This is a genomic window from Brevundimonas vesicularis NBRC 12165 (assembly GCF_001592205.1).
Taxonomy (GTDB): domain Bacteria; phylum Pseudomonadota; class Alphaproteobacteria; order Caulobacterales; family Caulobacteraceae; genus Brevundimonas; species Brevundimonas vesicularis.
Genome location: NZ_BCWM01000001.1, coordinates 200304 through 213995, shown reverse-complemented (window position 1 = coordinate 213995; position 13692 = coordinate 200304). Strand labels below are relative to the sequence as shown.

The window sequence follows — 13692 nt, the reverse complement described above, 5'->3', positions numbered from 1 at the left end:
ATGCGAGCGGGCGCGGCGCGTGGCTGGGCAAGAACTGCGCGTCGCGATGCAGCGGTTGCCGGGTAGGGTGGGGGAGACGCGTCAATGTCGCTGAACTCGATCATGAACATTGCGACCTCAGGGCTGAAGACCGCCCAGTCGCAGTTGCGTGTCACCGCCGACAATATCGCCAACGTCGATACGCCCGGATACATCCGCAAGGTCGCCGATCAGTCGGCCGCCGTCACCAATGGCTATGGTTCGGGTGTCGACGTCACGCGGGTGCGTCTGGCGACAGACCGTTTCCTGCAGGCCGCCAGCCTTAGCGCCGGGGCGGACGCCGCGCGCCAGACCGTGCGCTATGAACTGTACGACCAGATCCAGAACCAGTTCGGCGATCCCAGCAGCGACACCAACTTCTTCGCTCAGGTCGACAAGTTGTTCGCCACCTATGCGACACTGGCCGAAAGCCCGACGTCCTCGGCCGGGCGTCAGGACACGATCTACAAGACCCAGGCGATCTTCAATCAGGCCGCCGGCATCGCGTCACAGATCCAATCGGCGCGTCAGGAGGCGGACGGCCGACTGCTGAGCGCGGTCGAGACGGTCAATCCGCTGCTGGAACAGATCGCCAAGCTGAACAAGACCATCGCCGCCGGCACGGTGACGAACGAGGATGTGACGGGCGCCCAGAACGCCCAACTTGGCCTGATCAACGAACTGTCCAAATATATGGATGTGAAGGTCGAGGCGCGCTCGAACGGCGGCGTGACGCTGCGCACCAACACAGGCACGACCCTGGTGGGCGAGGGGGCGGCGACGCTGTCGTACCAGGCGGCTGGCACTGTGGACGCCATGACGGCCTTCTCGGACATCATGATCACCGAGCCCAGCGGCACGCGCTGGCCGCTGTTGGACGGCGTGTCGTCCGGTCAGATTCGGGGTCTGGTCGAGATGCGCGATGTCGATGCGCCAGCGGCCGCCGCCCGCCTGGGTGAGTTGACGGCCAAACTCGCGGACGAACTGAACCGCGCCCATAACGCAAACAGCAGCGTTCCTGCACCGACCACCTTGACGGGGCGCAACACCGGCCAGTCGCTGGAGAACGCCCTGACCGGCTTCACCGGCACGACGACCATCTCGGCGGTCAATGCGTCGGGCGTGGTGCAGGCCTCGGCCCGGATCGTCTTTTCCGGCGGCACAATGACGATCAACGGCGCCGCCGCGGATCCGACCACCTTCCTCAGCGTGCTGAACGCCCAGCTCGGCGGCACGGCGACGGCGAGCTTCTCGGACGGCCAACTGCGCCTGGACGGGGCGGGCGGAAACGGTGTGGCCATCGCCGACGACGCGACATCGCCCAGCACGAAGGGCGGGCGCGGATTTTCGCACTGGTTCGGGCTGAACGACCTGGTCGCCACGACGACGCCGACCTTCTACGAGACGGGCCTGACCCTGACGTCTCAGCATGGGTTCGATCCGGGCGAGAGCTTGACCTTGCGCTTTGCCGGTCCGTCTGGGGCGCGTCTTCGTGACATCACCGTGTCCGTGCCCGCCGGGACGGGAACGATGGGCGAGATGCTGGGCGCGCTGAACGATCCCATCACCGGCGTCGGCCGCTATGGCGCCTTCAGCCTGGATGCGGCGGGCAAGCTGTCCTTCAAAGCCTACGACCCGTCTGCGACGTCGATGAGCGTCGTGAAGGACAATACGACCCAAGATCCGTCCGGCGTTTCAATGTCGCAACTTTTCGGCCTGGGCGCGACCGGGTCGACGCGGGCGGGCGCCTATACGGTGCGCAGCGACATCCAGCAGGACCCCGGAAAGCTGGCCCTAGCGCAACTGAACCTGTCGGCCGCGGCGGGGACGCCGGCGCTGAGCAAGAACGATGGGCGCGGCGGCCTGGCGCTGGGGGATGTGGGCAAGACGAACATCGCCTTCGCCGCAGCCGGCGGCAACGCCGGCGGGACCAAGACCCTGTCGTCCTATGCGGCGGACTTTGCCGGCGAGATCGGCGGCAAGGCCTCGGCCGCCAAGACCCGCAGCGAAACGGCAAGCGCCCTGGCCAAGGAGGCGGACAGTCGCCGCACCTCGGCCGAAGGCGTGAACATGGACGAGGAGCTGGTCAATATGACCACCTTCCAGCAAGCCTATAACGCCTCTGCGCGCCTGATTCAGGCGAGCAAGGACATGTACGACGTACTGATCGGAATCCTGCAATGACGCGCGTCGCGACCCACGGGAACTACCAGTCGGCCTTGCTCAGCCTGATGAACGCGCAAGGCCGCGCGCAGCAGGCGCAGGAGCGGATCGATAGCGAGAAGATCGCCACCGACATGTCTGGCTACGGCCGAGGCGCCGAACAGCTGACAAGCCTGACATCGACCCAGGCACGGCTGGAGGGCTTCATCTCTACTGGTGAGGCCGTGAAGGCGCGGCTGAGCGCCCAGGATTTGGCCATGAGCCGCATCTACGAAGGCGGTAATGCGGCGCGCGAGGCCATTGCAAATAGCCTGGCCGCCGGGCGGATCGACAATCTGATGGTGGAACTCGGTCTGAACTATCAGACTGTGCAGGGGGGGCTGAACTCGGAACACCAGGGCTCGTACCTGTTTGCGGGCGGTCAAAGCGACATCGCTCCCGCCACGGCCGCGACCATGGCCGATTTGACGGCGGCGCCGTCCACCGCCGCGACCTTCGCCAACGACACCTTGAAGCAGAAGTCGCGCATCGACGAGAAGACCACGGTCGAGACCGGGTTTCTGGCCAGCGAGATCGGCGGGCCGCTGACTGAGGTGTTTCGCAACATTCAGGCCTTCCAGAACGGCACGGCGGTGACCGTCGGCGGCGTGACCTATACGCCAGCCGGCGCGGGCACGCTGACGGGACAGCCCGACGCCAACGTCACCGCGTTTTTGAAGGCGCAGATGGGCGAACTGGACAAGGCGAATGCGGGACTGACGAACCAGACGGCCAAAAACGGTCTGATCCAGAACCACGTCGAGACGGCGCTGGACGCCCAGGAAAATCAGAAGACCGCCCTGCAGAAGATGATGCAGGACAAGTCCGGCTATGATCCGGCACGGGCGATCACCGATCTGCAGATGGCGCAGGTGGCGATCGAGGCTTCGGCCCAGATCATCAACTCGCTGAAGAGCACGTCGCTGCTCAATCTGCTACGTTAAGTCGTCGTTTCAAAAAAGAAAACGGCAACGCTGGACCAAACATCGTTCTGGAACGTATCATGAACGATGGCCCGTCTCGATCTGCGTCGAAAACTCTCCGTTCTGGCTGACGCCGCCAAGTATGACGCCTCGTGTTCGTCGTCCGGAACGTCGAAACGAAACTCTGTTGGCGGCAAGGGTATTGGCTCGACCGAAGGCATGGGCATCTGTCATGCCTATACGCCGGACGGTCGATGCATCAGTCTGCTCAAGATCTTGCTGACCAACTTCTGCATCTACGACTGCGCCTATTGCATCAATCGCGTGTCGTCGAACGTGGAGCGCGCGCGCTTCGATGTCGACGAGGTGGTCGACCTGACGCTCAACTTCTACAAGCGCAACTATATCGAGGGTCTGTTCCTGTCGTCGGGCATCATTCGATCCGGCGACTATACGATGGAGCAGCTGGTCCTGGTGGCCAAGACGTTGCGGGAAGTCCACGATTTTCGGGGCTACATTCATCTGAAGCTGATCCCGGAGGCGGATCCGAAGCTGGTGGAAATGGCGGGACTGTATGCCGACCGCCTGTCAGCCAATATCGAGCTTCCGCGCGACGAGGCGCTGGCGCGACTGGCGCCGCAAAAGGATGTTGGGGTCATCAAGAAGGCGATGAGCCAGGTGCGCCTTGGCGTCGAGGCGGCCAAGCCGGCCAAACGTGAAAAGATCAAACCGCCGAAGTTCGCGCCGGGCGGCCAGAGCACGCAGTTGATCATCGGCGCCGACGGCGCGCCGGATACGGAAATCCTGGATCGCAGCGCCTCGCTCTACGGTGGTTACGGCCTGCGCCGCGTCTATTATTCGGCGTTCAGCCCGATCCCGGACTCCAGTTCGATCCTGCCGTTGTCCAAGCCGCCGTTGATGCGCGAGCATCGGCTGTATCAGGCCGATTGGCTGATGCGGTTCTATGGCTTCTCCGCGCCGGAGATCGGCGAGGGGGCATCGAATGGCATGCTCGATCTGGCGGTCGACCCCAAACTGGCTTGGGCGCTGAACAAGCGCGAGCAATTTCCCGTCGATGTGAACCGTGCGCCGCGAGAGATGCTGCTGCGGGTGCCGGGGCTGGGCGTGAAGGCGGTGGACCGGATCGTCTCGGTGCGCCGCTATCGGACCCTGCGGCTGGAGGATGTCGGACGGCTGACGCGATCGGTGGCGAAGATCCGGCCCTTCATTACGGCGCTGGACTGGACGCCAGGCGGTCTGACGGACGCGGCGGACCTCAAGGCGCGCGTGACCAGCCGAACGCCCGAGCAGTTGAGCCTGTTCTGATGGCGGTGGCGACGCTGGACGGTGAGACCGACTTCGACGGCTGGCGGAAAGCGGCGCGCGCGTTTCGATTGGCGGGTGTGGAGCCTGCGGCGGCGCGGTTCGTCGTGGCGGGGACGATGGAACAGGGCGGGCTTTTCGATCAGCCGATTGCCGAAGAGGCGTCGCCGACGCCGGATGAGCGCAGAGCTTTCAACGTCCCGAAAGAGTTCGTGGACCTAGCCCAGAACCTGATCCTGCATCGATCCGCTGACCGTTTCGATCTGATGTACCGGCTGCTGTGGCGGCTGAAGGATGAGCCGGACCTGATCAAGGTCATTTCAGACCGGGACGTCGCCGACGCGCTGGAGCGGGTCAAGAACGTCAGCCGGGCTTCGCACAAGATGAAGGCCTTCGTTCGCTTTCGCCAGGTGCATGACGATCTGGGCGAGGCCTGGGTGGCGTGGTTCGAGCCGCCGCATCGGGTTCTGGAGAAGACCGCGCCGTTTTTCCAACGGCGGTTCACGACTATGCGCTGGTCGATCCTGACGCCGGATGGTTCGGCCGTCTGGGATGGAGAAGCCCTGCGGTTCGGGCGGCCAGCGACCCGCGACCTGGCGCCCGCCGAGGACGAGATCGAGGATTTCTGGAAGACTTACTACGCCTCGACCTTCAATCCTGCGCGGCTCAAGGTGAAGACGATGCAGGGTGAGATGGCCAAGTCCTATTGGAAGAACCTGCCGGAAGCCGCCCTGATCCCGGAACTGGTCGTGGCCTCGTCGGTTCGGACCGAGACCATGGTCGCTACGCCGTCGCCTCAGCCCAATTCGCGTTTCGCGCGCGCCGTCGCGCCAGACGTGCATTTGGCGCGTCCCGACGCCGAGGCCGTGCCTCAAAATCTTGACGACGTCGCCAGCGGCGTTCAGGCGTGTCGCCGTTGCCCGCTTTACCGCGACGCGACGCAGGGCGTGTGCGGGGAGGGGCCGAAGTCGGCGCGTCTGATGATCGTCGGCGAACAGCCGGGCGATCAGGAGGATCTGGCAGGCCGCGCCTTCATCGGGCCGGCGGGACAGGTGCTGAACGCCGCCTTGGCCGAGGCCGGCATTGATCGATCCGACGTCTATGTCACCAACGCGGTCAAACATTTCAAACACGAGCCGCGCGGCAAACGTCGCCTGCACAAGACGCCGAATGCGGGCGAGGTTCAGGCCTGCCGCTGGTGGCTGGACTCGGAGCGAAGGTTGATCAAGCCGCAGGTCGTGCTGGCCCTGGGGGCGACGGCGAGTTTGGCGTTGCTGGGTCGCAAGCCGGCTGTGATGCAGGAACGCGGCGCGCCGATCGACCTGAGCGACGGATCGACCGCCGTACTGACGGTCCACCCCTCCTATCTGCTGCGTCTGCCGGACGAGGCGGCGAAGTCCGAGGCGAGACGGTTGTTCATTGAGGATCTGACGGCCGTGCAGCGTCGTATGAGGTGACGCGAGAACGAATCCCGTTCGGCCGCGTTTGGCATCAGCGCCAGCGTGACCGTTGGACGTTTCATCGGGGGAGGCGATCTCGACACGGTCGATCGACAAACATCCGCGCGAATGTCATCGCGCGTTGACATCGAATGCCGGCTTGACCATTAGCGCGGCAGGGATTTCGGCTGTCTGTTCAGAGCGTCAGGGGAAAATCGCGATGTCAGATCGGTCTTCAGGGGCGCGATGAACACGGCTGCATATGAAATCGTCGATAGTGATGGCGAGGCCCGTCTGCGCTTGACCGGCGACTGGACGACCACGGCGCTCGGTCGTCTGCCGACGGAGCTGAGCCGCGATCTGGAAGGCCGCGATATCGCCAGCATCGACACCTCCGATCTCGGTCGCTTCGATACCGCCGGCGCGCTGGCTCTGGTGCAGGCTTCAAGCGGCCGCCTGGCCAAGAGCCAGTGGAAGGATCGACCGGAGGCCGGTCGCATCTATCACATGATCGAACTGCTGGAGCGCCAGAGCGCCCCTGCGCCGAAACGCCCCAGCGCCTTCGTGCGCACCTTCGCCAAGATCGGCCGTGGCGTTTACGATTTCGGCGGCGAGGCCATGTTGTCGCTGGCCTTTCTGGGTCGGCTGATGGCCGCCGTGGTGGAAGCCGCCAAACATCCCGGCGGCATCCGTTGGCCGGCCTGGGTCAGTCAGGCCGAGCGCGCCGGGCTGGACGCCATTCCGATCGTCATGATCACCAACTTCTTCATCGGCGCCGTCATCGCTTTCATCGGCGTGGATTTGCTGACCGACTTCGGCGCCCAAGTGTTTGCGGTTCAGCTGATCGGCGTCGCCATGTTCCGCGAGTTCGCCGTGGTGATCGCCTCGGTCTTGTTGGCTGGACGTTCGGCTTCGGCCTTTGCGGCCGAGATCGGATCGATGCGGATGAACCAGGAGGTCGACGCTATGCAGGTCATGGGCGTCAATCCGTTCCAGGCCCTGGTGATCCCGCGCGTTGCGTCCCTGGTGCTGATGCTGCCGCTGCTGACCTTCATGGGCATGATCGGCGGTCTGGTCGGCGGTCTGGTCGTGTGCTGGAGCTCGCTGAATCTTGGTCCGTCCTTCTTCTTCCAGCGGCTCGTCGAGGACGGCACCATGGCCCAGCATCTGATGGTCGGTCTGGTGAAGGCGCCGGTCTTCGCCCTGGTGATCGCCGCCATCGGTTGCCGTCAGGGCATGTCGGTCGCCGGCGATGTCGAAAGCCTGGGCCGGCGCGTGACGGCCGCCGTGGTGCAAGCCATCTTCGCCATCATCTTTCTGGACGCCGTGTTCGCCCTGGTTTTCCTGGAGCTGAACATATGACCGAAGCACCAGAAAACCTGATCGAGGTGCGCGGCCTGTTGAGCCAGTTCGGCGAGCGCACCATCCACGAAAACCTCGACCTCGACCTGGTGCGCGGCGAAGTCTTGGGCGTCGTCGGCGGATCGGGCGCGGGCAAGACCGTGCTGCTGAACACCATCATCGGACTGAAAGAGCCCGAGGGCGGGTCGGTGAAGGTGCTGGGCTACGACCGTGCGACCCTGACCGACGATCAGTCGGCGGACATCGAGCGCCGCACCGGCATCCTGTTTCAGCAGGGTGCGCTGTTCTCATCGCTGAGCGTGTTGGAGAACGTCGCCTCGCCCCTGGTCGAGCACACCAAACTGCCCAAAGCGATCATCTATGAACTGGCCGAACTCAAGATCGCCATGGTGGGCCTCAAACCCGAGCATCATCACCTGAAGCCCGCCGAACTGTCGGGCGGCATGAAGAAGCGCGCCGGCCTGGCGCGTGCGCTGGCGCTGGACCCAGAACTGGTGTTTCTGGACGAGCCGACGGCGGGTCTGGACCCCATCGGCGCGGCCGCGTTCGACGATCTGATTCGGCAACTGGCGGACGACCTGGGTCTGTCCGTCTTCATGATCACCCACGACCTCGATACGCTCTACGCCATCTGTGACAAGGTGGCGGTGCTGGCCGACAAGCGGGTCGTGGAAAAGGCCACGGTGCAGGAGCTGGAAGGCTCCGACCATCCGTGGATCAAAGAATATTTCCTGGGGCCGCGCGGACGCGCAGCCACCAAGTCTGCCGCCTGAGGAGAGCGGATCATGGAAAGAGACGCACATTACGCCGCCGTCGGCATCGCCACCGTCGCCCTTCTGGCGGCTCTGGCGGTGTTCACCATCTGGCTGGCCCGGCTGCAGTTCAACAGCGACTATGACATGTACGACATCGTCTTCTATGGGCCGGTGAACGGCCTGTCCGAAGGCGGCGAGGTGCATTTCAACGGCATCCGCGTCGGTGAGGTCACTGACCTGAACATCGACACCAAGCGCGGCGACCAGGTCATCGCCCGTGTCCGCGTGGACGGCACGACGCCGGTGCGCGTGACCTCGCGCGCGCAGCTAGAGCCGCAAGGCATCACCGGCCTGAACTACATCCAGATCACCGCCGGCTCGCCCAACAGCGCCCTGCTGAAAGAGCAGTATCCGGATAATGTCGTGCCCGTGCTGCAAAGCCAGCCGTCGCCGATCGCTGAACTGTTGAGTGGTTCGGGCACGGTGCTGGCCCAGACCGTGGATGCGCTAAACCGGATCAACCGCGTCATGTCCGACGACAATATCCGCAGCTTCTCCACCAGCGTGAAGAACGTCGAAGCGCTCACGACGGAACTGGAAGCCCGCAAGGCCATCTTCCAGCAACTGGAAGACGCCGTGACCAACGCCAACGCCGCGGTGAAGGAATATCAGGCCCTGGCCGTCGACACGCGTCAGATCATCAATACGGACGGTCGCCAAGCCATCGCCAATATCAACTCGGCGACGGCGGAAGCACGCACGGCGATCGCCTCGGCCAACCGTTCGATCACTGGGCTGGAGCGTCCTTTGGGTGACTTTGCGACGACCAGCCTGCCGCAACTGACCGGCACGATTGAAGAGCTGCAAGACGCCACCCGGTCTCTGCAATCCCTGATCGACGACGTCCGCGCCAGCCCGCGCGACTTCATCGGTCGTCCGAAATCCAAAGAGCTGGAGGTGCAGCCGTGATCCTTCGTCCTGTCCTTCGACTGGCGGCGTCCGCCGCTGTCTTGGCCGCGCTGAGCGGATGCGCGCTGCTATCGTCGCCGGACCCGGTCCAGAACTATCGGTTCGGCTTGCCGATGGCCGCGCCGTCGGCGGTGGGCGACACGCCTGCGCCTCTAACGGTCTCGATCCGCCGCATCGAGTTCCCACAGGCGACCGGCGACGACAAGATCCTGGGCGTCACGGGTCTAGAGACGGCCTATATCGGCGGCGCACGCTGGGTGTCGCCGGCCTCGACCCTGTTCGACGACAGCCTGAAGGCGGCCTTCGCCAACCGCGCCGACCGCATTCGCGTGCTGGGTCGCCGCGAGCCGGGGACGCCGCCGCTGATCCTGCAGGTCACGGTCACGACGTTCGAGGCGCGATACGCCGCGCCGGGCACCGTGCCGGATGTCGTCGTGACCGCGCGGGCGCAGCTGCGCTCCACCCCGGAACGGCGCGCTGGCGGCGGGACCATTCGTCCCGAGGAAGGGCGCTCGGTCGAGCGGGTGTTCACCGTGACCCAGCCTGCCGGCGACAACCGCGTGTCCGCCATCGTCGCAGCTTTCGACACGGCGACGCGCGACATCAACACCCAGATCGCGGACTGGACGATCGCCTCCGCGAACTGAGGCGATCGAACGCATGATGCCGGGACGGCGGCGGTGGGGGACGTAGGCTTGCGGATGCGCTACGGTGCGCCGCGAATCTGCTCCCGGAGTTGTCATGAGTTTTTCCGCCACCGATGCGGCCTTCGAAGGCTTTCGGGTCGTCCGTCGGCATCCGATTGTCGCGGTCGCCTGGGGCCTGGTCTATCTGGCCGTCTATGTCGCCATGTTCGGCCTGGGCGCAGACAAGTGGGCCAGCCTGATGGCGGCGGGTGAAGCGCTGGAACAGTCGGCCAACCCGTCGATGGCGGAGTTTCAGGCCTTGGGTCAGACCTATGCCGGAGCCCTGATCTGGGCCGCGCCCATTGGCCTTCTGGTCGGCGCGGTGCTGAGCGCGGCCGTGGCGCGCTCGGTCTTGCGGCCGGCCGAGTCGTCGTGGGGCTATCTGCGCCTCGGTATGGATGAGGTCCGCGTTCTGGCGGTCAGTCTGATCGTCAGCCTGGCTGTCGGTCTGGCGTCTGGCGTCGGCATGATGGTGGTCGGCGCGGCCATCGGTTTCGGCGCGGCGTCGGGTCAGGCGCTGCTGATCTTGGCCGGCGTGCTGCTGATCTTCGCCGTCTTCGCCCTGATCGTCTGGCTGGCGATCAAGTTCAGCCTTGCGGTGCCGATGACGATCGATCGCCGCAAGATCACCATCGTGGAATCGTTCGCCGCCACCAAGGGGCATTTCTGGTCGCTGCTGGGCATGGCCGTGATCGCCATCATCATGTCCCTGATCGTCAGCATCCTGGGCATGATCATCGGCGCAGCCGCAGACCTAGCCACCGGCGGCATCCAGACGCTGGCGCGCTTCGACGGCGAGGGACTGGGTCAGATCCTGATGCAGGCCTGGCCGGCGATCCTGGTGTCGTCGATCGTCAACGCCTTCCTCGCCGCGCTGCAACTCGCGGTGCTGTATGCCCCGTTCGCAGCGGCCTGGAATGGGCTTCGAGGCGGTCAGTCGACCGACGTCTTTTCCTGACGATCAGGCCGACGCCTTCACCCTTTTCTTTTTGGCCGGAGCATCGACGGACCCGCCCAAGGCCGCCACACGCGCCTTGCGGCGGTCCTCGTGCCGATCCAGCACCTCCTTGAGGTATTTGCCGGTCCAACTGGCCTTGTTGTCCGCGACCTGTTCGGGCGTGCCCACAGCGACGATCTCGCCGCCGCCGTCGCCGCCCTCGGGACCGAAGTCGAGCAGATAGTCGGCGACCTTGATGACATCGAGGTTGTGCTCGATCACCACGATGGTGTTCCCGGCCTCGACCAGTTCCTGCAGCACTTCCAGCAGCTTGCGCGTATCCTCGAAATGCAGGCCGGTGGTCGGCTCGTCGAGGATGTACAGGGTGCGGCCGGTGGCGCGCTTGGACAGCTCCTTGGACAGTTTGACCCGCTGGGCCTCGCCGCCTGACAGGGTAGTGGCGGGCTGGCCAACCTTGACGTAGCCCAGGCCCACGCGTTCAAGCGTCAGCATCTTGTCGCGGATCGGCGGCACGGCCTTGAAGAAGGTCGCCGCCTCCTCGACCGTCATGTCCAGCACGTCCGAAATGGACTTGCCCTTGAACACGATCTCCAGCGTCTCGCGATTGTAGCGTTTGCCCTTGCAGACGTCGCAGGTGACATAGACGTCCGGCAGGAAGTGCATCTCGATCTTGATGACGCCGTCGCCTTGGCAGGCTTCGCAACGCCCGCCCTTGACGTTGAAGCTGAACCGCCCGGGGCCATAGCCGCGCGCCTTGGATTCCGGCAGGCCGGCGTACCAGTCGCGGATAGGCCCGAAGGCGCCGGTATAGGTCGCGGGGTTCGAGCGCGGGGTGCGGCCGATGGGCGACTGGTCGATGTCGATGACCTTGTCGAAATGCTCCAGGCCTTCGATCCGATCGAAGGGGGCAGGGGCCTCCGAGGCATTGTTCAGGCGACGCGCGGCGGCCTTGTACAGGGTCTCGATGGTGAAAGTGGACTTGCCGCCGCCCGAGACGCCGGTGATGCAGGTGAAGACGCCGACCGGGATTTCGCCGGTGACGCTCTTCAGATTGTTGCCGCTGGCGCCGCTGATTTTCAGCATTCGCTTGCGGTTGATGGGGCGGCGACCCTCGGCGGGGACTTCGATCTCGCGCTCGCCGGTCAGGTATTTGCCGGTCAAGGACTTGGGATTGGCCATGACCTGGGCCGGCGTGCCCTCGGCGCAGACCTGGCCGCCATGAACCCCGGCGGCCGGGCCCATGTCGATGACGTAGTCCGCGGTCAGGATGGCTTCTTCGTCATGCTCGACCACGAGGACCGAGTTGCCGAGATCGCGCAGCCCCTTCAGGCTTTCCAGCAGGCGGGTGTTGTCGCGTTGATGGAGGCCGATGGACGGCTCGTCCAGCACGTAGAGGACGCCGGTGAGGCCCGAGCCGATTTGCGACGCCAAGCGGATGCGTTGGCTCTCGCCGCCCGACAGAGTGCCGGAGGATCGCGACAGGTTCAGATAATCCAGGCCGACGTTGTTCAGGAATCGCAGCCGGTCGCAGATTTCCTTCAGGATGCGCCGGGCGATCTCCATCTGCTTGTCGGTCAGGTTCTCTTCCAGCGTCGAGAACCACAGATAGGCCTTGGAGATGGACAGGGTGGAGATGTCGGCGATGTCCTCGCCGCCAACCTTGACCGCCAGGGCCTCGGGCTTCAGCCGCTTGCCGTGACACGCGTTGCAGGGCGTCTCGGATTGATAGCGGGCCAGTTCCTCGCGCACCCAGGCGCTGTCGGTCTCGCGCCAGCGGCGTTCCAGGTTCGGCAGCACCCCTTCGAACGGCTTGGAGACCTCGTATTTTCGGGCGTTGTCGTCATAGACGAACTTGATCTTCTCCGACCCCGTGCCGTGCAGGATGGCCTTGTGCGCCTGGGCGGGCAGGTCGCGCCACGGCTTGTCCATCGAGAAGCCATAGTGGAGGCTGAGCGACTGCAGTGTCTGGGTGTAAAGCGGCGACGGCCCACGCGCCCATGGCGCAACGGCACCCTTGTGCAGTGTCTTGTCGCGGTCCGGGATCACCAGATCGGCGTCAAATGCCAGCTTGACACCCAAGCCGTCGCAGACCGGGCAGGCGCCGAAGGGGTTGTTGAACGAGAACAGACGCGGCTCTATCTCGCTGATCGTGAAACCCGACACCGGGCATGCGAATCGTTCGGAAAACAGGATGGAGCGCGGCGCGGTTTCACCTTCCGCCGTCGAGGCCCATTCGGCATTGGCGATGCCGTCGGCCAGACCCAGCGCCGTCTGTAGGCTGTCGGCGTAGCGCGCTTCCTGATCCGGCTTGGTGACGATCCGGTCCACGACGATGTCGATGTCGTGCTTGAACTTCTTGTCCAGCGTGGGCGCTTCGTCGATCGGATAGAACTGGCCGTCGATCTTCAGGCGCTGGAAGCCCTGCCGCTGCCACTCGGCGATTTCCTTCCTGTACTCGCCCTTACGGCCGCGAACGACGGGGGCGAGCAGCAGGATGCGCTCACCATCGGGCAGGGCGACCAGCTTGTCGATCATCTGGCTGACGGTCTGGCTCTCAATGGGCAGGCCGGTCGCCGGCGAATAGGGCACGCCGACCCGCGCCCACAGCAGGCGCATATAGTCGTGAATTTCCGTCACCGTACCGACGGTCGAGCGCGGGTTCTTGGACGTTGTCTTCTGTTCGATGGAGATGGCCGGGGACAGGCCTTCGATCAGATCCACGTCCGGCTTGCCCATCAGCTCCAGGAACTGGCGGGCATAGGCCGACAGGCTCTCGACATAACGCCGCTGGCCTTCGGCATAGATAGTGTCGAATGCCAGCGAGGATTTGCCAGACCCCGACAGGCCGGTCATCACCACCAGCTGTTCACGCGGAATGTCGAGATCCACGCCCTTGAGGTTATGCTCGCGGGCGCCGCGAACGCGGATGAAGTTATGCTTTTCGGTCATGCTGTCCGGAGAACGCGGAGGAGGGCCGGCGGGTCCGGCGCGACATCGCTATATGGGGACGAATTGCGTGATTGAAGCAAGAACAATGTAGGAACATTTCGGCCGGTG

General features: G+C 64.6%; 10 protein-coding genes. 9 read left to right on the top strand and 1 reads right to left on the bottom strand.

What is annotated here, in order from left to right:
* The first annotated feature begins 102 nt into the window (after positions 1-102).
* From flgK to BVE01S_RS01030, 9 genes are all read left to right on the top strand, one after another.
* On the top strand, positions 103-2202 hold the full coding sequence (flgK, locus tag BVE01S_RS01070) for a flagellar hook-associated protein FlgK (protein ID WP_244878335.1): 2100 nt from the start codon (positions 103-105) through the stop codon (positions 2200-2202).
* Complete coding sequence (locus BVE01S_RS01065; protein ID WP_066623110.1) at positions 2199-3164, top strand: flagellin; 966 nt, start codon at positions 2199-2201, stop codon at positions 3162-3164. The genes flgK and BVE01S_RS01065 overlap by 4 nt, the downstream gene beginning before the upstream one ends.
* Positions 3165-3230: 66 nt before the next feature.
* A complete protein-coding gene (locus tag BVE01S_RS01060; protein ID WP_066623107.1) occupies positions 3231-4469 on the top strand; it encodes a putative DNA modification/repair radical SAM protein in 1239 nt (412 codons plus the stop codon).
* Positions 4469-5923, top strand: coding sequence for a UdgX family uracil-DNA binding protein (locus BVE01S_RS01055; RefSeq protein WP_066623104.1), 1455 nt, complete (start codon positions 4469-4471; stop codon positions 5921-5923). The genes BVE01S_RS01060 and BVE01S_RS01055 overlap by 1 nt, the downstream gene beginning before the upstream one ends.
* A 228-nt stretch (positions 5924-6151) precedes the next feature.
* A complete protein-coding gene (locus BVE01S_RS01050; protein WP_066623101.1) occupies positions 6152-7267 on the top strand; it encodes an MlaE family ABC transporter permease in 1116 nt (371 codons plus the stop codon).
* Positions 7264-8040, top strand: a complete 777-nt coding sequence (locus tag BVE01S_RS01045) for an ABC transporter ATP-binding protein (RefSeq protein ID WP_055804373.1) — start codon at positions 7264-7266, stop codon at positions 8038-8040. Before BVE01S_RS01050 ends, BVE01S_RS01045 begins: the two co-directional genes overlap by 4 nt.
* Before the next feature lie 12 nt (positions 8041-8052).
* Positions 8053-8991 (top strand): MlaD family protein, encoded by a 939-nt coding sequence (locus tag BVE01S_RS01040; RefSeq protein ID WP_066623098.1) that lies wholly within the window; start codon positions 8053-8055, stop codon positions 8989-8991.
* Positions 8988-9638: an ABC-type transport auxiliary lipoprotein family protein gene (locus tag BVE01S_RS01035; RefSeq protein ID WP_066623095.1), complete on the top strand. Its 651-nt coding sequence runs from the start codon at positions 8988-8990 to the stop codon at positions 9636-9638. Before BVE01S_RS01040 ends, BVE01S_RS01035 begins: the two co-directional genes overlap by 4 nt.
* A gap of 94 nt (positions 9639-9732) precedes the next feature.
* Entirely contained in the window at positions 9733-10635 is a 903-nt protein-coding gene (locus tag BVE01S_RS01030) for a hypothetical protein (protein ID WP_066623093.1), read from the top strand.
* Between the two features lie 3 nt (positions 10636-10638).
* Here BVE01S_RS01030 and uvrA read toward each other — a convergent pair whose 3' ends face one another.
* A complete protein-coding gene (gene uvrA / locus BVE01S_RS01025; protein ID WP_066623090.1) occupies positions 10639-13584 on the bottom strand; it encodes an excinuclease ABC subunit UvrA in 2946 nt (981 codons plus the stop codon).
* Between the last annotated feature and the right edge of the window lie 108 nt (positions 13585-13692).

Excerpts from the sequence above, each read along its gene's own strand:
- flgK (WP_244878335.1), top strand. The coding sequence starts at position 103 with ATGAACATTGCGACCTCAGGGCTGAAGACCGCCCAGTCGCAGTTGCGT.
- BVE01S_RS01065 (WP_066623110.1), top strand. The coding sequence starts at position 2,199 with ATGACGCGCGTCGCGACCCACGGGAACTACCAGTCGGCCTTGCTCAGC.
- BVE01S_RS01060 (WP_066623107.1), top strand. The coding sequence starts at position 3,231 with ATGGCCCGTCTCGATCTGCGTCGAAAACTCTCCGTTCTGGCTGACGCC.
- BVE01S_RS01055 (WP_066623104.1), top strand. The coding sequence starts at position 4,469 with ATGGCGGTGGCGACGCTGGACGGTGAGACCGACTTCGACGGCTGGCGG.
- BVE01S_RS01050 (WP_066623101.1), top strand. The coding sequence starts at position 6,152 with ATGAACACGGCTGCATATGAAATCGTCGATAGTGATGGCGAGGCCCGT.
- BVE01S_RS01045 (WP_055804373.1), top strand. The coding sequence starts at position 7,264 with ATGACCGAAGCACCAGAAAACCTGATCGAGGTGCGCGGCCTGTTGAGC.
- BVE01S_RS01040 (WP_066623098.1), top strand. The coding sequence starts at position 8,053 with ATGGAAAGAGACGCACATTACGCCGCCGTCGGCATCGCCACCGTCGCC.
- BVE01S_RS01030 (WP_066623093.1), top strand. The coding sequence starts at position 9,733 with ATGAGTTTTTCCGCCACCGATGCGGCCTTCGAAGGCTTTCGGGTCGTC.
- uvrA (WP_066623090.1), bottom strand. The coding sequence starts at position 13,584 with ATGACCGAAAAGCATAACTTCATCCGCGTTCGCGGCGCCCGCGAGCAT.